General features: G+C 62.1%; 22 protein-coding genes. 1 reads left to right on the top strand and 21 read right to left on the bottom strand.

Annotated features, from left to right (window positions below; all coding sequences use genetic code 11):
- The 21 genes from C9E81_RS16165 to C9E81_RS16265 all read right to left on the bottom strand — a co-directional run bounded on the left by C9E81_RS16165 (position 1) and on the right by C9E81_RS16265 (position 17,413).
- Positions 1–1,569, bottom strand: coding sequence for an NADH-quinone oxidoreductase subunit M (locus C9E81_RS16165; RefSeq protein ID WP_122113386.1), 1,569 nt, complete (start codon positions 1,567–1,569; stop codon positions 1–3).
- 1 nt (position 1,570) lies between these two features.
- Entirely contained in the window at positions 1,571–3,718 is a 2,148-nt protein-coding gene (nuoL, locus tag C9E81_RS16170; protein WP_122113387.1) for an NADH-quinone oxidoreductase subunit L, read from the bottom strand.
- A gap of 6 nt (positions 3,719–3,724) precedes the next feature.
- Positions 3,725–4,030: an NADH-quinone oxidoreductase subunit NuoK gene (gene nuoK / locus C9E81_RS16175; RefSeq protein ID WP_122113388.1), complete on the bottom strand. Its 306-nt coding sequence runs from the start codon at positions 4,028–4,030 to the stop codon at positions 3,725–3,727.
- 99 nt (positions 4,031–4,129) lie between these two features.
- A complete protein-coding gene (locus tag C9E81_RS16180; RefSeq protein WP_122113389.1) occupies positions 4,130–4,732 on the bottom strand; it encodes an NADH-quinone oxidoreductase subunit J in 603 nt (200 codons plus the stop codon).
- Positions 4,729–5,142, bottom strand: coding sequence for a carboxymuconolactone decarboxylase family protein (locus C9E81_RS16185; protein ID WP_122113390.1), 414 nt, complete (start codon positions 5,140–5,142; stop codon positions 4,729–4,731). Before C9E81_RS16185 ends, C9E81_RS16180 begins: the two co-directional genes overlap by 4 nt.
- Entirely contained in the window at positions 5,139–5,630 is a 492-nt protein-coding gene (gene nuoI, locus C9E81_RS16190; RefSeq protein WP_122113391.1) for an NADH-quinone oxidoreductase subunit NuoI, read from the bottom strand. Before nuoI ends, C9E81_RS16185 begins: the two co-directional genes overlap by 4 nt.
- Before the next feature lie 3 nt (positions 5,631–5,633).
- On the bottom strand, positions 5,634–6,665 hold the full coding sequence (gene nuoH / locus C9E81_RS16195) for an NADH-quinone oxidoreductase subunit NuoH (RefSeq protein ID WP_122113392.1): 1,032 nt from the start codon (positions 6,663–6,665) through the stop codon (positions 5,634–5,636).
- A gap of 18 nt (positions 6,666–6,683) precedes the next feature.
- Complete coding sequence (locus C9E81_RS16200; protein WP_243698689.1) at positions 6,684–7,451, bottom strand: hypothetical protein; 768 nt, start codon at positions 7,449–7,451, stop codon at positions 6,684–6,686.
- A gap of 5 nt (positions 7,452–7,456) precedes the next feature.
- Complete coding sequence (nuoG, locus tag C9E81_RS16205) at positions 7,457–9,478, bottom strand: NADH-quinone oxidoreductase subunit NuoG (protein WP_122113393.1); 2,022 nt, start codon at positions 9,476–9,478, stop codon at positions 7,457–7,459.
- 11 nt (positions 9,479–9,489) lie between these two features.
- Positions 9,490–9,909 (bottom strand): DUF5333 domain-containing protein, encoded by a 420-nt coding sequence (locus C9E81_RS16210; protein WP_243698690.1) that lies wholly within the window; start codon positions 9,907–9,909, stop codon positions 9,490–9,492.
- Between the two features lie 182 nt (positions 9,910–10,091).
- Complete coding sequence (locus C9E81_RS16215) at positions 10,092–10,478, bottom strand: hypothetical protein (RefSeq protein ID WP_122113394.1); 387 nt, start codon at positions 10,476–10,478, stop codon at positions 10,092–10,094.
- Positions 10,479–10,481: 3 nt separating this feature from the next.
- On the bottom strand, positions 10,482–11,777 hold the full coding sequence (nuoF, locus tag C9E81_RS16220; RefSeq protein WP_122113395.1) for an NADH-quinone oxidoreductase subunit NuoF: 1,296 nt from the start codon (positions 11,775–11,777) through the stop codon (positions 10,482–10,484).
- A gap of 28 nt (positions 11,778–11,805) precedes the next feature.
- The gene (locus C9E81_RS16225) at positions 11,806–12,021 is read right to left on the bottom strand and encodes a DUF5337 family protein (protein WP_122113396.1); all 216 of its coding nucleotides are present in this window, start codon (positions 12,019–12,021) and stop codon (positions 11,806–11,808) included.
- Positions 12,021–12,758, bottom strand: a complete 738-nt coding sequence (locus C9E81_RS16230; protein ID WP_122113397.1) for a hypothetical protein — start codon at positions 12,756–12,758, stop codon at positions 12,021–12,023. The genes C9E81_RS16225 and C9E81_RS16230 overlap by 1 nt, the downstream gene beginning before the upstream one ends.
- A 31-nt stretch (positions 12,759–12,789) precedes the next feature.
- A complete protein-coding gene (gene nuoE, locus C9E81_RS16235) occupies positions 12,790–13,869 on the bottom strand; it encodes an NADH-quinone oxidoreductase subunit NuoE (RefSeq protein WP_122113398.1) in 1,080 nt (359 codons plus the stop codon).
- 7 nt (positions 13,870–13,876) lie between these two features.
- Positions 13,877–14,224, bottom strand: coding sequence for a hypothetical protein (locus C9E81_RS16240; RefSeq protein WP_122113399.1), 348 nt, complete (start codon positions 14,222–14,224; stop codon positions 13,877–13,879).
- A gap of 19 nt (positions 14,225–14,243) precedes the next feature.
- Positions 14,244–15,482 (bottom strand): NADH-quinone oxidoreductase subunit D, encoded by a 1,239-nt coding sequence (locus C9E81_RS16245; RefSeq protein WP_122113400.1) that lies wholly within the window; start codon positions 15,480–15,482, stop codon positions 14,244–14,246.
- Positions 15,482–15,904 carry a GFA family protein gene (locus tag C9E81_RS16250; RefSeq protein WP_122113401.1) on the bottom strand — a complete coding sequence of 141 codons (423 nt, stop codon included), beginning with the start codon at positions 15,902–15,904 and terminating at the stop codon, positions 15,482–15,484. The genes C9E81_RS16245 and C9E81_RS16250 overlap by 1 nt, the downstream gene beginning before the upstream one ends.
- Entirely contained in the window at positions 15,901–16,521 is a 621-nt protein-coding gene (locus C9E81_RS16255; protein ID WP_122113402.1) for an NADH-quinone oxidoreductase subunit C, read from the bottom strand. The genes C9E81_RS16250 and C9E81_RS16255 overlap by 4 nt, the downstream gene beginning before the upstream one ends.
- Positions 16,522–16,523: 2 nt before the next feature.
- A complete protein-coding gene (locus tag C9E81_RS16260; RefSeq protein WP_208021206.1) occupies positions 16,524–17,048 on the bottom strand; it encodes a NuoB/complex I 20 kDa subunit family protein in 525 nt (174 codons plus the stop codon).
- Positions 17,048–17,413, bottom strand: coding sequence for an NADH-quinone oxidoreductase subunit A (locus tag C9E81_RS16265; protein WP_106690306.1), 366 nt, complete (start codon positions 17,411–17,413; stop codon positions 17,048–17,050). The genes C9E81_RS16260 and C9E81_RS16265 overlap by 1 nt, the downstream gene beginning before the upstream one ends.
- 330 nt (positions 17,414–17,743) lie before the next feature.
- On the opposite strand from C9E81_RS16265, the gene C9E81_RS22730 reads away from it, so the two are divergent.
- Positions 17,744–18,052: a hypothetical protein gene (locus C9E81_RS22730; protein ID WP_147457618.1), complete on the top strand. Its 309-nt coding sequence runs from the start codon at positions 17,744–17,746 to the stop codon at positions 18,050–18,052.
- The last annotated feature ends 7 nt before the right edge of the window (positions 18,053–18,059 follow it).

Here is an 18,059-nt window from a genome sequence, read left to right on the forward strand (position 1 = left end):
TCAATGGCTGGTCTCGGACGCGGCTGCCGCGCCCATCGGGGCAAGGCCGTCGGCCACGTCGTGCGGCAAGGCGTCGTGATAGCCGACCAGCAGCGATTCCACGGCCGGGCCGGTAATGTCAGTCACCAGTCGCGGATAGACGCCCAGCAGCAGCGTCATGGCGACCAGCGGCGCGAAAATCCATTTCTCGCGCGGGGTCATGTCCGAGATGGTCTTGAGGCTCTCCTTGATCAGCGCCCCGAAAGTCACCCGGCGATAGAGCCACAGCGCATAGGCCGCCGACAGGATCACCCCGGTCGCGGCAACAAAGGCGACCCAGGTATTGGCCTTGAACGTGCCCATCAGGGTCAGGAACTCGCCCACGAAGCCCGAGGTGCCCGGCAGGCCGACATTGGCCAGCGTGAAGAACATGAACACCAGTGCATAGGCGGGCATCCGGTTCACCAGGCCGCCATAGGCGTCAATCTCGCGCGTATGCATCCGGTCATAGATCACGCCCACGCAAAGGAACAGCGCGCCCGAGATAAATCCGTGCGACAGCATCTGGAAGATCGCCCCGTCCAGCCCCTGCTGGTTGGCGGCGAAAACCCCCATGGTGACATAGCCCATATGCGCGACCGAGCTGTAGGCGATCAGCTTCTTCATGTCGGTCTGCGCCAGCGCCACCAGCGAGGTATAGACGATGGCTATGGCCGACATCCAGAACACCAGCGGCTGCAGCATGTCGCTTGCCACCGGGAACATCGGCAGCGAGAAGCGCAGGAAGCCATAGCCGCCCATCTTCAGCAGGACCGCCGCCAGTACCACCGAGCCGGCCGTCGGCGCCTGCACATGGGCATCGGGCAGCCAGGTATGCACCGGCCACATCGGCATCTTTACCGCGAAACTGGCGAAGAAGGCGATGAACAGCAGGGTCTGCATGCCGCCGACAATGGTGAAGCCCAGCACCCGAACCGTCCCGGACGGGAAGTCGTGATCCAGCAGGGCCGCGATATCGGTGGTGCCCGCGCTGCGATACATGGCAACCATCGCCACCAGCATCAGCACCGAGCCGAGGAAGGTGTAAAGGAAGAACTTGAAAGCCGCGTAGATGCGGTTCTGTCCGCCCCAGATACCGATGATCAGGAACATCGGGATCAGCCCGGCCTCGAAGAACAGGTAGAACAGGAACAGGTCCAGCGCCGTGAAGACGCCGATCATCAGCCCTTCCAGCACCAGGAAGGCGATCATGTAATCCTTGACCCGGTCCGTGACATGCCAGGTCGACAGGATTGTCAGCGGCATCAGGAAGGTGGTCAGCAGCACGAAGAGGATCGAGATCCCGTCCACGCCCATCTTGTAACGCAGCCCCATGATCCAGGGGTGATCCTCGACGAATTGAAAGCCGGTATCCGCCGGGTTGAAGCCCGCCAGCAGGAAGAGCGAGATCAGGAAGGTCGCCGAGGTCGCGATCAGTGCCAGGTATTTGGCGTTTTTCTGTGCGGCCTCGTCCTCTCCGCGCAGGAACAGCGCCAGGATGAGCGCGGCAACGATCGGCAGGAAGGTGATGATCGAAAGTAGGTTCGTCATGTCAGTGCGTTCCCCGCATCATCACCCAGATCAGCAAGCCCACGATGCCAAGCACCATCGCGAAGGCATAATGGAACAGGTAGCCCGATTGCACCCGGCCGGCAAAGCGCGTCAGGCGCGGGATGATTCCCATGGCCACCCCGTTGATGGCGCCGTCGATAACCGCTCCGTCGCCGCCCGTCCACAGCTTGCGGCCCAGCCATCTGGCGGGTCGTGTGAAAATCACGTCGTAGAGCTCGTCGAAATACCATTTGTTCAGCAGGAACTGGTACAGCCCCGCCTGCTGCGCGGCCAGCTTCGCGGGAAGCTCCGGCTTGCGGATATAGAATATCCACGCCAGCAGCAGCCCGCCCAGCATGGCGAAGAAAGGCGAAACCTTGACCCATGCGGGGGAATGATGCGCCTCGTCCAGAACATGGTTGTCGGGATGCATGTAGATCGCACCGCCGACCGGTTCCGGAACATCGGTGGCAATCGCGTGGCCTTCTTCACCCTCGGCGGCCTCGCCCTCCGCAGGTGCGGCGGCGGCGTCATGGCTTTCTTCCGCGCTTGCGGCCTCTTCTCCGCCATGCTCGGCCGGGGCAGCCTCGCCATGTCCGGCATCAGTGCTGGCATGCTCTTCGCCATGGCCCATGTGGAAGAACTGGGCGACGCGGTCATGGCTGCCGAAGAAGGGCTGATACCAGACCATCCCGGCGAATATCGCACCCACGGCCAGAACGCCCAGGGGAACGGTCATCACGCGCGGGCTTTCATGGGCATGCTGATGCGCATGATGATCGCCGCGCGGCTCGCCCCAGAAGGTCATGAACATCAGCCGCCAGCTGTAGAAGCTGGTAAAGGCGGCGGCGATGACCAGCATCCAGAAAGCGTAGGAATTACCGGCCCATGCGCTTTCGATAGCGGCGTCCTTGGAGAGGAAGCCGGCAAAGCCGATATGGGTCAGCGGAATGCCCACTCCGGTGATGGCCAGCGTGCCGATCAGCATCGCCCAGAAGGTCAGCGGCACTTTCTTGCGCAGTCCACCGTAATTGCGCATGTCCTGCTCGTGATGCATCGCATGGATGACCGAGCCCGCGCCAAGGAACAGCATCGCCTTGAAGAAAGCATGGGTCAGCAGGTGGAACATGGCGACCGAATAGACGCCAACGCCTGCCGCCACGAACATGTAGCCAAGCTGCGAACAGGTCGAATAGGCGATGACGCGCTTGATGTCGTTCTGCACCAGCCCCACGGTGGCGGCAAAGAAAGCGGTAGTCGCGCCGATCACGGTCACGAAAGTCTTGGCATCCGGCGCGAATTCGAACAGCGGGGACATACGGCAGACCAGGAACACCCCTGCCGTCACCATGGTCGCGGCGTGGATCAGGGCGGAAACCGGGGTCGGACCCTCCATCGCGTCGGGCAGCCAGGTATGCAGGAAAAGCTGCGCCGATTTGCCCATCGCGCCGATGAACAGCAACACCGCCAGCACCTCGGCCGCGTTCCAGTCACGCCACAGGAAATGCATCTGCGTCTGCGCCAGTTCGGGCACTTGCGCGAAGATCGTGTCGAACTGGATCCCGCCGGTCATCCAGAACAGCCCGAATATCCCCAGCAGGAAACCGAAATCGCCGACCCGGTTGACGATGAATGCCTTCATCGCCGCCGCGCCTGCCGACTGTTTCCTGAAATAGAAACCGATCAGCAGGTAGGAGGCGACGCCCACGCCCTCCCATCCGAAGAACATCTGCAACAGGTTATCCGCCGTCACCAGCATCAGCATGGCGAAGGTGAAGAAGGACAGATAGGCGAAGAAACGCGCCTTGTAGTTCTGGTCGTGGTCGAAATTCTCGTCATGGGCCATGTAGCCCATCGAATAGAGGTGAACCAGCGCCGAGACCGTGGTCACCACGACCAGCATGATCGCGGTCAGCCGGTCCAGCCGGATCGCCCATTCCGAGGTGAAGTCACCCGAGACCACCCAGTCAAAGACCGGGATCTGCCGTATCTCGCCGTCGAAGCCGAGAAAGATGATCCAGCTGAACAGCGCGGCCGCGAACAGAATGCCCGTGGTCAGGTATTGCGCCGCCTGCTCGCCGATCATGCGCCAGCCGAACCCGGCGATGATCGCGCCCAGCAAGGGGGCAAAAAGGATGAATTGCGCCATGATCCCTTACCCCTTCATCACGTTGACATCTTCGACCGCGATCGAGCCGCGGTTGCGGAAGAACACCACCAGGATGGCCAGCCCGATGGCGGCCTCGGCGGCGGCGACGGTCAGCACGAACAGGGTGAAAATCTGCCCCGCCAGATCGCCGTGGTGGGTCGAGAAGGCGACGAAATTGATATTCACCGCCAGCAGCATCAACTCGATCGACATCAGGATGACGATGACGTTCTTCCGGTTCACGAAAATGCCGAAAATACCGGTGACGAAAAGTATCGCCCCCACGACCAGGTAATGCGTCAAACTCACCATCGTCCTTGTCCCTCCGGGTCCGTTACCCGTTGAAATATCCGTTTGCCACAAGCACCGCCACGACGATGCCCACGGCCATTGTTATCCAGCCGCCGGCACTCAGAGCCCCTGCCCCGGCTTGACGTCGCGCATCTCCATCGTCTTGGCCGGATCGCGGTGCATCTGTGCGACCACATCCTGGCGCTTGATATCCCTGCGATGCCGCATGGTCAGGGTGATCGCACCGATCATCGCCACCAGCAGGATCAGTCCGGCAAGCTGGAACGGCAGCAGGTAGCGGTCATACAGTACCAGGCCGATGGCATGCGAATTCATCGCATCGGCGGTGATCGGCGCGGCGCGCAGCGCCTCGGCCTGCTCGGCGCTTTGCCAGGCGCCCAGGGCGATGGCCAGCTGCGCCAGCAGCACCACCGCAATCAGCCCGCCAAGCGGAAGGTAGCGGGCGAATTCGCCCTTTAACTCGGCGAAATCCACGTCCAGCATCATCACGACGAAAAGGAACAGCACCGCGACCGCGCCGACATAGACGATGATCAGCAGCATGGCCACGAATTCGGCCCCCTGCAGCACGAAAAGCCCTGCCGCCGACAGGAAGGCGAGGATCAGCCACAGGACCGAATGAACCGGGTTCCTGGACAGCACGACCATCAGGCCGGCCACGCAGACAGAGATCGCGAACAGGTAGAATGCGAAAGTGATCATTCGGTCTCGTCCTTGTCAGATTCGGTGAATACGCCCTGCGCGATTTCCAGCGCCTTCTGCATCGCCGGGATGCCGCCGAACATCCCCATCTGATAGATCACCTCGGCAATCTCCCGCGGGGTCGCGCCGGCCTCGATGGCATGGCGGATGGTCAGGCGAAGCTGCGGCTCGGCATGGGCGCCCTGCACCGTCAGCGCCGCGATAGTCACCAGCAGCCGGGTGCGCGCGTCCAGACCGTCGCGGTTGAAGGTCTTGCCGAACCACATTTCCAGCATGTCCGAGGGCATGGTCGGGATCAGCTTCTCGAAGGCCTTGCTGTCCACATGCTCCAGCGCCGGGTTGAAGGCGCGTGCCATCTCCTGCCCGGATTGCAGCATCTGCTGGAACATCTTGTTGAACGTGTCGGTCATCTGTAGGGCGCGTCGATTGCGAGGTTGCGGGCGATCTCGGCCTCCCAACGGGCGCCGTTATCCAGAAGCTTCTGCTTGTCGTAGAACAGCTCTTCGCGGCTTTCGGTGGCGAATTCGAAATTCGGCCCCTCGACAATGGCATCGACCGGGCAGGCCTCCTGGCAGAAGCCGCAATAGATGCACTTCGTCATGTCGATGTCATAGCGTGTGGTGCGGCGGCTGCCGTCCTCGCGCGGTTCGGCATCGATGGTGATGGCCTGGGCCGGGCAGATCGCCTCGCAAAGCTTGCAGGCGATGCAGCGCTCTTCCCCGTTGGGATAGCGGCGCAGCGCATGCTCGCCGCGGAATCGGGGCGAAAGCGGCCCCTTTTCATGCGGATAGTTCAGCGTCGCCTTGGGGGCGAAGAAATACTTCATCCCGAGGCCGAAGCCCTTGATGAAATCCATCATCAGGAAATACTTGGTCGCGCGGGCGATATCGAAAGCCATGTCTTATACTCCCGCCCAACGGGTCCAGAGCCCGCCGAGCACTTCGTATTTTGCTAGGAACGCCACGATCACCACCCAGGCCAGCGACAGCGGCAGGAACACTTTCCAGCCGATCCGCATCAGCTGGTCATAGCGGTAGCGCGGCACGATGGCCTTCACCATGGCGAACATGAAGAACCAGAAGACCATCTTCAGGAACATCCACAGCGCCCCGTCCGGAATGCCGGGGATCGGCGACAGCCAGCCGCCGAAGAACAGCAGCGAGATCAGCGCGCACATCAGCCACATGGCGATATACTCGCCGGCCATGAACAAAAGGTAAGGCGTCGAGGAATATTCGACCATGAAGCCCGCGACCAGTTCCGATTCCGCCTCGGGCAGATCGAAGGGCGGGCGGTTGGTCTCGGCCAGCGCCGAAACGAAGAACAGCACCAGCATCGGCAGATGAGGCAGCCAATACCAGGACAGCAGCCCCGCGCCGCTTTGCGCCTCGACGATCGCCGTCAGGTTCATCGAGCCGGAAGAGATGATGATGCCGATGATGATCAGGCCAAGGCTGACCTCGTAGGAAATCATCTGCGCGGCGGAGCGCAGCGAGCCGAGGAACGGGTATTTCGAGTTCGAGGCCCAACCGCCCATGATCACGCCATACACCTCGAGCGAGGAGACGGCGAAGATGAACAGGATGCCGACATTGATGTCGGCCATTACCCAACCCGGCGCGAAGGGAATCGCGACAAAGGCCAGCAGCGCCAGCACCATCGACAGGAAAGGCGCGAGGAAGAAGACGAACTTGTCGGCGCCCGCCGGGACGACGATTTCCTTGACGACATATTTCAGCGCGTCGGCAAAGGTCTGCAGCAGCCCCCATGGCCCGACCACGTTGGGGCCGCGCCGCATCTGCACGGCGGCCCAGATCTTGCGGTCGCCATAGACCATATAGATGAGCGAGCCCATCACAAAGGCGATCAGCGCAAGTCCCTGTAGCAGCAAGCTTAGCGCGATGCCCCAGGAGGATGCCCAAAAATCAGCCATATCGCCTGTTCCTCTTTCTCATGCCGCGGGAATGCCGCGCGCCTTGCATTCGCGCAAGGCATCTTCTGTTTCCATCACCCGCAGCCCCAGTGGCTTCTCGTCCGAGATCGTGAAGGCGGCGTCGATCAGCAATCTGCCGTCGCGCGTATCCTGTAACGTGCGGATATGACGCCCGTAATTCGTTCCCTCGGTCTTGGCCCATCCTGCCAGCGCGCAGGTGGCATACGAAAAGGCGATATCGGCGTCCACCCCCTTGCGCAGATTCGCGACCACGCTGACCAGATCATCGCCCTTACCCTTGTTCAGCACCGTGATCTTCGTGCCGATGAACATCTCGGGATCGATCTCTGTGCCTTCCCGCCATGTCGGCAAGGCGGGTTGGGTCCTGGCGGCAAAGGCCTTCAGCGCCTTTTGCTGCGCGGTCATTTCCGGCGGCCGGCCAGCGCTTCTTGCAGGGGCGGCCGCGCCGGGTATCTCCAGGTCGAGATTGGCGTTGAGCGCCATCAGCTCTTCCTCGGTGATGGCGAATGCGTCCTGCCCCTCGGGACTGTCGAGGTCCATCGAGGTGACCTTTCCATCCGGCTCCAGAATCAGGATCTCGCCCGATTTGGTCGAGATCCGCGCCCGTGTCAGCGCTGCGCCGCCCTGTCCGGGGGCTGCGAGCCGCGCTGTCAGTTGCTCGGGCTTGGTGGGCGGGCGCTGATCGCCCCCACCGCAGCCGGCCAGCAGTGCCAGCCCCAGAAGGGCGGCACTCAGGCTGGCAGGCTGGCGCAGGGCTGGCCACATGATGCTTACTCCGCAGCTATCGCCGGCGCACGGCGCGCGGCGGCCATCCGCGACAACTCACCCATCAGGGGTGAACTGCGCGCGATCGGGTTGGTGAGATAGAAATCCGCGATCGGATTGACGAAACCGGCACGGCCCAGAGCCGCCGCTGCCAGCGGCTGCCATTCGTTCTCCGGCACCTCGTCGATCCGGGCCAGATGCGGCACAGCCGCGACCAGCGCGCGGCGCAGCCCCGCCAGGCTGTCCCATGGCAGGGTCTGGCCCAGCTCCGCCGAAAGCGCCCGCAGGATCGCCCAGTTCTCCTTGGCTTCGCCGGGCGCGAAATTGGCGCGCATGGCAAGCTGGGGACGGCCCTCGGTATTTACGAACAGCCCGTTTTCCTCGGTATAGCAGGCCGCAGGCAGGATAATGTCGGCGCGATGCGCGCCCCGATCGCCATGGCTGCCCTGGTAGATCACCAGCGGCCCTGCGGCGATATCGACCTCGTCAGCACCCAGGTTGAAGATCACCTCGGCGCCGTCGATGGCTGCGGGCAGCCCGCCTTCGGTCACCGCACCCACATCCATCGCGCCGACACGGCTAGCGGCGGTATGCAGGATCAGCAGTTTCGAATTCGAATTCTCGGCCAGTTTCATGGCATGGGCCAGAACCGCCTCGCCATCGGCCTCGCGAATGGCCCCCTGCCCGACGATCACCACGCTCGGCCTGTCGCGCGTCTCGTCGCTGATTTCCCGTGAGCTGAGCTTTTCGAGCGCGGCGCGATCCGTGCCGACATGGGCATAATCATAGGTCAGGTCGACCGCTTCGCCCACCAGCCCGATCTGCGCCCCCTTGGCCCATGCCTTGCGAATCCGGGCGTTCAGCACCGGCGCCTCTTCGCGCGGATTGGTGCCGATCAACTGGATCATTGCAGCATTGTCGATATCCTCGATCCGCGCCGTGCCGGCATAGCCGGAACGGTTTCCGGCAGGCAGTTTCGCCCCGTCAGTGCGGCACTCGACGCTGCCCCCGAGCCCCTCGACCAGGGTCTTGAGGCTGAACGCCGCCTCTACCGGGGCCAGGTCGCCGACCAACCCCGCGACCTTCCCGCCCCGCATGGCACGGGCGGCGGCGGTCAGTGCCTCGGGCCAGCTTGCCGGTCGCAGCTTGCCGTTCTCGCGGATATAGGGCCGGTCCAGCCGCTGGCGGCGCAGCCCGTCCCAGACAAAGCGGGACTTGTCGCTGATCCATTCCTCGTTCACGCCGTCATGGTTGCGCGGCATGATCCGCATCACCTCGCGCCCCTTGGTATCGACGCGGATATTGCTGCAAAGCGCGTCCATCACGTCGATACTCTCGGTCTTGGTCAGCTCCCACGGGCGGGCGGTGAAGGCATAGGGCTTGCTGACCAGCGCCCCCACCGGACAGAGATCGATGATATTGCCCTGCAGGTTCGAGGCCAGCGTCTCGTTCAGATAGCTGGTGATCTCGCTGTCCTCGCCGCGGCCGGTCTGGCCCATCTGGGTGATTCCGGCCACCTCGGTGGTAAAGCGCACGCAGCGGGTGCAGGAAATGCAGCGGGTCATGTGGGTCTCGACCAGCGGGCCAAGGTTCAGTTCCTCGGAGGCCCGCTTGGGTTCGCGGTAGCGGCTGAAATCGACGCCATAGGCCATTGCTTGATCCTGCAGGTCGCATTCGCCGCCCTGATCGCAGATCGGGCAGTCCAGAGGATGGTTGATCAGCAGGAACTCCATCACCCCTTCCCGGGCCTTCTTGACCATGGGTGAATTGGTGCGGATCTCGGGCGGGGCGCCTTCCGGTCCCGGGCGCAGATCCTTGACCTGCATGGCACAGGAGGCGGCGGGCTTGGGCGGACCGCCGACCACCTCGACCAGACACATCCGGCAGTTGCCGGCGATGGACAGCCGCTCGTGATAGCAGAAACGCGGAATCTCGACCCCGGCCTGTTCGCAGGCCTGGATCAGGGTCAGATTGGGATCGACATCGATTTCAATGCCGTCGATCTTGATTGTCCGCGTATCGGCCATCATTGCAATCCTTACTTGGCACTCAGAAGCGATCCGGTGACCGTCTTCCTTGCGATTTCGTCCCGCCCGAGGCGGCAATAACTCTCTGTGTCACCCTTTGTCACGCCATTGCGTGTCATGTAATCCTCCGCCACGGCATAAATGCGCTCCTTATCGGGCTCGCTGTCTAGGAACGCCTTGATCTGCGCCTCGGAATAGCCCTTGTCGCGGGCATATTTCTTGAGTGCACGCGCCTGAGACCAGGCGTAGACCATGCGCGCATCGATCGAATCGCATTCGCGCCGGATCCGGTCGGCGATCCGCGCCGCGATCAGCCGGTCGTTGATGTATTTTTCCTGGCTCAGCGGCTCCAGCGCGGCGGCGGGAAACGCGGTCAGGATCAGGGTCGTCGCGGCAAGGGCTGCCGCCATGCAGTTGCGAATGGTTTTCATGGCTCGTGCCTCCGTTCTGTCATGTCCGCAGGACATAGCATGCGAAAGCGGTTTCGTTCCGACACGGTGAGGTGAGCGGGGCGTGAGAGCATTGCTCTGCAACGGCGTCGGCAAGGCATCGCCAACCCTTGCCGAACGGGGCTGGCGCCCTGTGCAGCGTCCGGCCTTGTTCGCGCCCCACATCACTCCTTGCACTCCCCGAAACGGTAAACCGTCCTGCCCTGATAATGCGACAGACCACCCGGACCGATCAGCCCCTTGCAATGAGCCGAAAACGCCCGATAGGCCCCCTGTTCGTCGGCGGCGGTCATCGGCTTGCCATCCGCGCGGCTGACGATCCAGCCCGAACCGCTTGCAGCAAGGTCAAGCGGCGACTGCGCCACGCCCGGGGACTGACCGGGTTCGACCGCATCGACGCGATATTGCACGCCATTCACTTCGGCACTGGCCAAGGGCGGCGGGGCGTCAGCCCCTCCAAACCCGAAGCAGCCCGCCAAGGCGGTCACCGACAGCAAGCCGGCCAGTATCCCGGCACGATCGGTGATGTAGTGCATTCCGACCATCGCCATCCTCTATTCCGCCGCCATGGCGCCCATGCGCCCGGTGCGTTTCGCCTTGATCCGGTCCTCGATCTCCTCGCGGAAATTGCGGATCAGGCCCTGGATCGGCCATGCCGCCGCGTCTCCAAGAGCGCAGATCGTGTGGCCCTCGACCTGCTTGGTCACGTCGAGCAACATGTCGATTTCCTCGACCTCCGCATCGCCGCGGACCAGACGGTCCATCACCCGCATCATCCAGCCAGTGCCCTCGCGGCAGGGCGTGCATTGCCCGCAGCTTTCATGCTTGAAGAATTTCGACAGCCGCCAGACCGCCTTGATGACATCGGTGGACTGGTCCATCACGATCATGCAGGCGGTGCCGAAGCTGGATTTCAGATCGCGCATGCCATCATAATCCATGATCGCGGCCTCGCATTGCTCTGCGGTCAGGATCGGACAGGAGGCGCCGCCCGGGATGACCGCCTTGAGGTTCTTCCAGCCGCCGCGCACGCCGCCGCCATGTTTCTCGATCAGCTCCTTCATGCTGATCGACATGGATTCCTCGACCACGCAGGTATTGTTCACATGACCGGTCAGGCCGAACAGCTTGACACCGGCATTGTTGGGGCGGCCAAAGCCCGCGAACCATTCCGGACCACGCCGCAGGATGGTCGGCACCACGGCGATGGATTCGACATTGTTTACCGTGGTCGGGCAGCCGTAAAGCCCCGCCCCCGCCGGGAAGGGCGGCTTCATGCGCGGCATGCCCTTCTTACCCTCGAGGCTTTCCAGCAGCGCGGTTTCCTCGCCGCAGATATAGGCGCCGGCGCCGTGATGCAGGTAAAGATCGAAATCCCAACCCGACCCGGCGGCATTCGCCCCCAGCAATCCGGCGTCGTAGCATTCGTCTATGGCGGCCTGCAGCGCCTCGCGCTCGCGGATATATTCGCCGCGCAGATAAATATAGCAGGCATGCGCGCCCATGGCGAAACTGGCGATCAGCGCGCCTTCGATCAGCGTATGCGGATCATGGCGCATGATCTCGCGGTCCTTGCAGGTCGCAGGCTCGGATTCGTCGGCATTGATGACCAGATAGGCCGGGCGCCCGTCGCTTTCCTTGGGCATGAAGGACCATTTCAGGCCTGTCGGGAAACCCGCCCCGCCGCGCCCGCGCAGGCCCGAGGCCTTGACTTCCTCGACGATCTTGTCGCGCCCCCGGGCGATGATGGCGGCGGTGCCGTCCCAATGGCCGCGCTTTTTCGCGCCATTCAGGCTGCGGTCGCCCATGCCGTAGAGGTTGGTGAATATGCGATCCTGGTCTTTCAGCATCTAGGCCTCGTTCCTCATCATCCGGGCGTTACGCATCATTCCTGCGCCGCCAGATACGCCAGGTCACAAGCAGCGACCAGACAAAAGCGCCAATGGCGGCAAGGTCGATCAGATAGGCCCATTTCGCCGCCCAGCTATAGTGGCCGCCAAGCCACTGCATGGCCAGCCACGCAACCATCGCCACGGCAATCACCACGGCCGCCAGCCGCATCTGCCCCGTATCATGGTCGCGTTGATGGTCCATCAATAAAGCTCACCCTTTTCGACGCGCTTCGAAAATTCCGTGCCGCCGCCCCGAGCAAGGGTGCGGGCTTGCCCGACCCAGTCATCGCTGCGGATACGGCTGCCCATCCGGCCGATCAGTTCGGCGAAATGGTCCATCTCGGCCTCGCCCCATTCGGCGATCTGCGCATAGCGGGTTACCCCGTTCTCATGCAGCAATTCCTCAAGTTTCGGCCCGACTCCCCTGATTTTCTTCAAATCATCAGATCCGGTTACGATTTCAGCCGCTGCCGGTTCCGCTATCCCCGCCGATTTTGCGGCGGGTTCCGTTGCGGCCTCTTCATCACCAGCCGCGCCGCTTCGGGCCTGCGCGCCCGCATATATGTCGTTCCGCCCGGACATGCTGCGCGCTGCACCACCGCCCTGCAACTGCGCATCGCCCGCAGGCCCAACCGCTTCAGACGATCGCGCAGGCTCACTGCCCGCCACAAGACCCGTTGCCGATGCGGTCCGTTGCGGTTGCGATGCCGTCCCGCCCGGCGACAAGGGCGAAGGCCGCCATTTCTCGGCCGTTTCGGCAGGGGTGCCGTCGCAAAGCAGCCAGATCAGGAAACGCCCCGTCAGCCCCGCGGCAACCAGCCCCAGAAACAGGCCCTCGTACCACCGCAGCGGGCCGATGCCAGCCGTGATGATCCAGACCAGAAAGCCCAGTATGGCTCCGGCAATCCAACAGTTTCTGGTGCAGTTCGCGGTCGGCATGAGTCCTCTCCTGTCTTAGCGGCGCCTTGTCCTACTCCTCATCATAACGGTCATCCCGCTCGGCGCGGGCGGAAAATTCGGTCTCGCCGCCTTCGGCAAGAATTTTTGCCTGGCCCGCCCAATCATCGCGGGAGGCGCGGCCCTTGAATCCTTCCAGATTGGCATCGACCCATGCCAATTCCTCCGGACCCCAGGAGGCAATCTGGTCGAAATGCCAGAAACCGAGCTTGTTCAGAAGCTTCTCAAGTTTCGGTCCGACACCTTTGATCATCTTGAGATTATCGGCGCCGCCATCCCTCGGGGCATCGAGTCCCTCGGGCCGGCGGCCGGTATCCTCTGCCTCATCCGCAGACGCTTCACTCCCCGTAGCCCCGCCTGCAGGTGCCGCTTCCGTGCGCCGGTCGGATTTCAGCCATCTCGTCAGAATCGGAGCCTCGGTGCCATCGATCCGCTTGACCGTCTCTCCGAACTGGCGGGCAAGTGCGGCACTGGCGTTCAGATCACCGCCCCCGCCGCCGTGATCTTCCAGGCTGGTCAGGCCACTGGCCGGTTCGGAAGCGAAACGGCCATTCTGCGGCCCCGGCAGAGGCACCTTGCCCTCGGAGAAAGCGTCAATCAACGCCTCGAGTTTCGCTGGTGTCAGATCCTCGTAATAATCCTTGCCGATCTGCGCCATGGGTGCGTTGGCGCAAGCCCCCAGGCATTCGACCTCTTCCCAGCTGAACTTGCCGTCAGCCGACAGGGTATGCGGCGAGGGGGCGATCCTGCGCTTGCATATCTCGATCAGGTCCTCGGCCCCGCAGATCATGCAGCTCGTCGTGCCGCAAATCTGAATATTTGCAACACTGCCAACAGGTTGTAACTGGAACATGAAGTAGAATGTCGCCACTTCCAGCGCCCGGATATGCGGCATTCCCAGAAGATCGGCGCAATATTCGATGGCCGGGCGGCTCAGCCAGCCCTCCTGCTCCTGCGCGCGCCACAGCACCGGGATGATCGCCGATTGCTGGCGGCCTTCCGGGTATTTGGTGATCTGCGCCTTCGCCCATTCCAGGTTGGCGGGCGTGAACTCGAAGCTGTCCGGTTGGTCGGGATGAAGTCGGCGAAGCATGAAACCCTCAGCTCATCGTGAAAAGCGACAGGAAGGCGCCGATTGCGGCAGCCCCCCCGATCGCAAGATGAAGCCAGAACGGATGTCCCGCCCGGCGGTAAATATAGGTGTCGCCCAGACCGATGACGGCAATCGCCACCAGCAGGCCGAACAGAACCCTTGGCGCCCCGATCCATGAGGCGATCAGGGCGAGCGCGGTCAGCCCTGCATAGCGGACCAGCATAGCTCGCGGCAACATCTCGACCCGGTGCTGGATCAGCCTGAGACCGCTTTGCCTGTTGAACGCAAGCAGCAGCGTGACGCAGATCATGGCCAGCGCCAGCAGCCACCCCAACCAGTTGACCAGCGTTGCCATCAGGCAGCCTCCACACTCATTACCGGTCCACCTCGCCGAACACGATATCCATCGTGCCGATGATCGCGGACACATCGGCCAGCAAATGCCCCTTTGCCATCCAGTCTATGGATTGCAGATGCAGGAAGCCGGGGGCGCGCAGCTTGGCACGGTAAGGCTTGTTGGTCCCGTCACTGACGAGATAGACGCCGAATTCACCCTTGGGCGCCTCGACCGCGGCATAGACCTCGCCCTCGGGAACGCGGAAACCCTCGGTATAAAGCTTGAAGTGATGGATCAGGCTTTCCATGTCGCGCTTCATCTCGCCGCGCTTGGGCGGGGCCAGCTTGCCGCGCGCCATGACGTCACCCTCGGGCTCGGCCCGCAGCTTGGCGATGGCTTGTCTCATGATGCTGACGGATTGCCGCATCTCTTCCATGCGGATCAGGTAGCGGTCGTAGCAATCGCCATTCTTGCCGACCGGGATCCGGAAATCGAACTCGTCATAGCATTCATAGGGCTGGCTGCGCCGCAAATCCCAGGCCATGCCGGAACCCCGGACCATCACCCCGGAATAGCCCCAATCGAGGCAATCCTGCTCTTTCACCACGCCGATATCGACATTGCGCTGCTTGAAGATCCGGTTTTCGGTCAGCAGACCGTCAAGATCGTCCACCACCTTCAGGAAGGGATCGCACCAGGCCTCGATATCATCGATCAGTTCGGGCGGCAGGTCCTGATGCACGCCACCGGGGCGGAAATAGGCCGAGTGCAGCCGCGCACCGCAGGCGCGTTCATAGAACACCATCAGCTTCTCGCGCTCCTCGAAACCCCAGAGCGGCGGGGTCAGCGCGCCGACATCCATGGCCTGCGTCGTGACGTTCAGCAGGTGGTTCAGGATCCGGCCGATCTCGGAATACAGGACCCGGATCAGGCTGGCGCGGCGCGGGATCACCGTGCCGGTAAGTTTCTCGATGGCCAGGCACCAGGCATGCTCCTGGTTCATCGGCGCCACGTAATCGAGACGGTCGAAATAGGGCAGGTTCTGCAGATAAGTGCGGCTTTCCATCAGCTTTTCGGTGCCGCGATGCAGCAGGCCGATATGCGGGTCGCAGCGTTCGACAACTTCGCCGTCCAGTTCCAGAACCATACGCAAAACACCATGTGCAGCAGGGTGTTGCGGGCCGAAGTTGATGTTAAAGTTGCGGATGCGCTGTTCACCGGTCAGCAGGTCTGCGCTACCGTCGTCATAGCTGTTGTTGCGGATATCGCCATCCATCAGTCAGCCTCCTGTTCCGGGGCAACCATTGCCATGAACTCGGCCCCCGTCATGCGCGGACGCTCACCCGCCAGATCGTAGCTGGAGGGCTTTTCGTCGATGAAGATTTCGCTTTCCAGCGGAAATTGCGACGGATCGTCGAAGCACCCGGCCGACGCGACATAATGCGCGTCATCCACGGTTCTGTACAGCAGTGAACTGCCGCATTCAGTGCAAAAGAGCCGCTCGGCCCATTCCGATGATCGGTAGACGCCAAGCTTGGCCTCATCCTGAAAAACAGGGGCCTCGGCCAGATCGACCGCGATATTTATTCCGCCCGTCCATTTCCGGCACATCGAACAATGACATACCGATGCACCCGCCCGGGGAACGGCAGAAAAGCGAACCGCGCCGCAAAGGCACTGAGCATTCAGACCCGTCATTTCGCCGATTCCTTCTCATCGCCGGGCAATACGTATTTCGCCCCTTCCCACGGGGAGAGGAAATCGAACTGGCGGTATTCCTGAGTCAGATTGACGGGCTCGTAAACCACGCGCTTTTCGGATTCGTCGTAGCGAACCTCGACATAGCCGGTGGTCGGGAAGTCCTTGCGCAGCGGATGACCGCGAAAACCATAATCGGTCAGCAGGCGGCGCAGGTCGGGATGGCCCGAGAACATGATCCCGAACATGTCGAAGATCTCGCGCTCGAACCAGTTGGCCGAGGGATGGATTCCGATCAGGGACGGTACGATCTCATCCTCGCGGATGGCAACCTTCACGCGGATGCGCTGGTTCTGGTACATCGACAGGAAATGCCAGACCACGTCGAAACGCTGCGGGCGGGCCGGGTAATCGACCGCGGTGATATCCACCAGCGTCGAGAAACGGCAGCTGGAATCGCTGCGCAGGAATTCGACCAGATCGAGCAGCCCGCTGACCGTGCTGGTCACGTTCAGTTCGTCATGCTCGACCGTGGCGTCCAGCACCTCGCCCTTGCGGCGCAGCTTGATATGCTCGCCCAGTTGCTCCAGCGCGTCGAGATCGGGATAGATTGCCATCGTTACCTCACCAGCGTGCCGGTGCGCCGGATACGGCGCTGAAGTTGCAGGATGCCGTAAAGCAGCGCCTCGGCGGTCGGGGGGCAGCCGGGGACATAGATATCCACCGGAACGATGCGGTCGCAGCCACGCACCACCGAGTAGCTGTAATGGTAATAGCCGCCGCCATTCGCGCAGGAGCCCATGGAAATGACATAGCGCGGCTCTGGCATCTGGTCATAGACCTTGCGCAGCGCGGGCGCCATCTTGTTGGTCAGGGTGCCGGCGACGATCATCAGGTCTGACTGGCGCGGGGAGGCGCGTGGCGCGGTGCCGAAACGCTCGACATCGTAGCGCGGCATCGAGACCTGCATCATCTCGACCGCACAGCAGGCCAGGCCGAAGGTCATCCAGTGCAGCGAGCCGTTGCGCGCCCAGTTGATGATATCCTCGGTCGTGGTCAGCAGGAAACCCTTGTCCTGCAACTCGGAATTCAGAGCCTTCGTCGCGAATTCGCGGTCGGCCCCGGCGGTATTGGCACCGGTCATCACGCCCATTCCAGCGCCCCCTTCTTCCATTCATAGGCAAAGCCGATGGTCAGCACGGCAAGGAATACCATCATCGACCAGAAGGCCGCATCCGACAGCCCCGCGAAGCCCACCGCCCAGGGGAACAGGAAGGCCACTTCGAGGTCGAAGATGATGAACAGGATCGAGACCAGGTAGAACCGGACATCGAATTTCATCCGCGCGTCGTCGAAGGCATTGAAGCCGCATTCATAGGCGCTGACCTTTTCGGGGTCGGGGTTGCGGACCGCGATGACCACGGCGGCGAGAATCAGGACCAGCGCAAGGCCAGAGGCCATCGCCGCAAAGACGAGGATCGGCAGATATTCCTGCAGAAGATGTTCCACGGGCAAAATCCCCTTGTCGGTCGCGAGGATCCTGCTGGCTGCCCCGCGACGGGTTGGCTTGGGCCGGGTTTAGACCCGACGGTCAACGGGGTCAACGGGCGGAGGGGCAGGATGGTGGAGGAAAATGCATGGCATTTCTCGCTCTTCCTCAGGCCTGTTAGCTGTTTTTAAACATTCGCCGCGAACACTGAAACACTACGAAACAGAATCATTCGGGGTGTCATGCGCAGACTATTATCGCTCATTACTGTACCTTTTCTGCTTGGTGCTTGCGCAGATCAGGCTAACACGAAGCCTCCGGCGAAGACCGGACAGCTAAACGTTACTCAAGTGACTGAGACAGATAGAGCAATCATTGAAGATCATTTCAGATCGCGTTTTGGTGTGCTGATTGCGGTTTCGCTATCCGACATAAAAGGCACATATCGCAACGATCCCCAAAAAATGACCGTCTGTGGTCTCGCGAACTTCCAGCCAATCAACGCGCACGAAACTGGAAAACTGCCGTTCGTCGCATTCATCGACCGGGGAAGCAGGGGGGAAAAAGGCAGACTTGATCTTATTATCGTCACTAAGAAAGGTACAAAGGCAGCCTCCGACCTGCAGGACAGCTGCCAAAAAATCGGTAAGCCTGACTGATTGCAAC

This window comes from Paracoccus alkanivorans (genome assembly GCF_003697785.1).
In the GTDB taxonomy this organism is placed as follows: Bacteria; Pseudomonadota; Alphaproteobacteria; order Rhodobacterales; family Rhodobacteraceae; genus Paracoccus; species Paracoccus alkanivorans.

What these genes read in the sequence shown, in the direction of transcription:
- nuoE (WP_122113398.1), bottom strand. Translation starts at nt 13,869, where the DNA reads ATGCTTCGCCGACTTCATCCCGACCAACCGGACAGCTTCGAGTTCACG.
- C9E81_RS16230 (WP_122113397.1), bottom strand. Translation starts at nt 12,758, where the DNA reads ATGCCGACCGCGAACTGCACCAGAAACTGTTGGATTGCCGGAGCCATA.
- C9E81_RS16165 (WP_122113386.1), bottom strand. Translation starts at nt 1,569, where the DNA reads ATGACGAACCTACTTTCGATCATCACCTTCCTGCCGATCGTTGCCGCG.
- nuoG (WP_122113393.1), bottom strand. Translation starts at nt 9,478, where the DNA reads ATGGCCGATACGCGGACAATCAAGATCGACGGCATTGAAATCGATGTC.
- C9E81_RS16215 (WP_122113394.1), bottom strand. Translation starts at nt 10,478, where the DNA reads ATGGCGATGGTCGGAATGCACTACATCACCGATCGTGCCGGGATACTG.
- C9E81_RS16245 (WP_122113400.1), bottom strand. Translation starts at nt 15,482, where the DNA reads ATGGATGGCGATATCCGCAACAACAGCTATGACGACGGTAGCGCAGAC.
- nuoH (WP_122113392.1), bottom strand. Translation starts at nt 6,665, where the DNA reads ATGGCTGATTTTTGGGCATCCTCCTGGGGCATCGCGCTAAGCTTGCTG.
- C9E81_RS16255 (WP_122113402.1), bottom strand. Translation starts at nt 16,521, where the DNA reads ATGGCAATCTATCCCGATCTCGACGCGCTGGAGCAACTGGGCGAGCAT.
- nuoI (WP_122113391.1), bottom strand. Translation starts at nt 5,630, where the DNA reads ATGGCTTTCGATATCGCCCGCGCGACCAAGTATTTCCTGATGATGGAT.
- nuoF (WP_122113395.1), bottom strand. Translation starts at nt 11,777, where the DNA reads ATGCTGAAAGACCAGGATCGCATATTCACCAACCTCTACGGCATGGGC.
- nuoK (WP_122113388.1), bottom strand. Translation starts at nt 4,030, where the DNA reads ATGGTGAGTTTGACGCATTACCTGGTCGTGGGGGCGATACTTTTCGTC.
- C9E81_RS16200 (WP_243698689.1), bottom strand. Translation starts at nt 7,451, where the DNA reads ATGTGGCCAGCCCTGCGCCAGCCTGCCAGCCTGAGTGCCGCCCTTCTG.
- C9E81_RS16225 (WP_122113396.1), bottom strand. Translation starts at nt 12,021, where the DNA reads ATGGACCATCAACGCGACCATGATACGGGGCAGATGCGGCTGGCGGCC.
- C9E81_RS16250 (WP_122113401.1), bottom strand. Translation starts at nt 15,904, where the DNA reads ATGACGGGTCTGAATGCTCAGTGCCTTTGCGGCGCGGTTCGCTTTTCT.
- C9E81_RS16180 (WP_122113389.1), bottom strand. Translation starts at nt 4,732, where the DNA reads ATGATCACTTTCGCATTCTACCTGTTCGCGATCTCTGTCTGCGTGGCC.
- C9E81_RS16210 (WP_243698690.1), bottom strand. Translation starts at nt 9,909, where the DNA reads ATGAAAACCATTCGCAACTGCATGGCGGCAGCCCTTGCCGCGACGACC.
- C9E81_RS16185 (WP_122113390.1), bottom strand. Translation starts at nt 5,142, where the DNA reads ATGACCGACACGTTCAACAAGATGTTCCAGCAGATGCTGCAATCCGGG.
- C9E81_RS16240 (WP_122113399.1), bottom strand. Translation starts at nt 14,224, where the DNA reads ATGGCAACGCTGGTCAACTGGTTGGGGTGGCTGCTGGCGCTGGCCATG.
- nuoL (WP_122113387.1), bottom strand. Translation starts at nt 3,718, where the DNA reads ATGGCGCAATTCATCCTTTTTGCCCCCTTGCTGGGCGCGATCATCGCC.
- C9E81_RS16260 (WP_208021206.1), bottom strand. Translation starts at nt 17,048, where the DNA reads ATGACCGGTGCCAATACCGCCGGGGCCGACCGCGAATTCGCGACGAAG.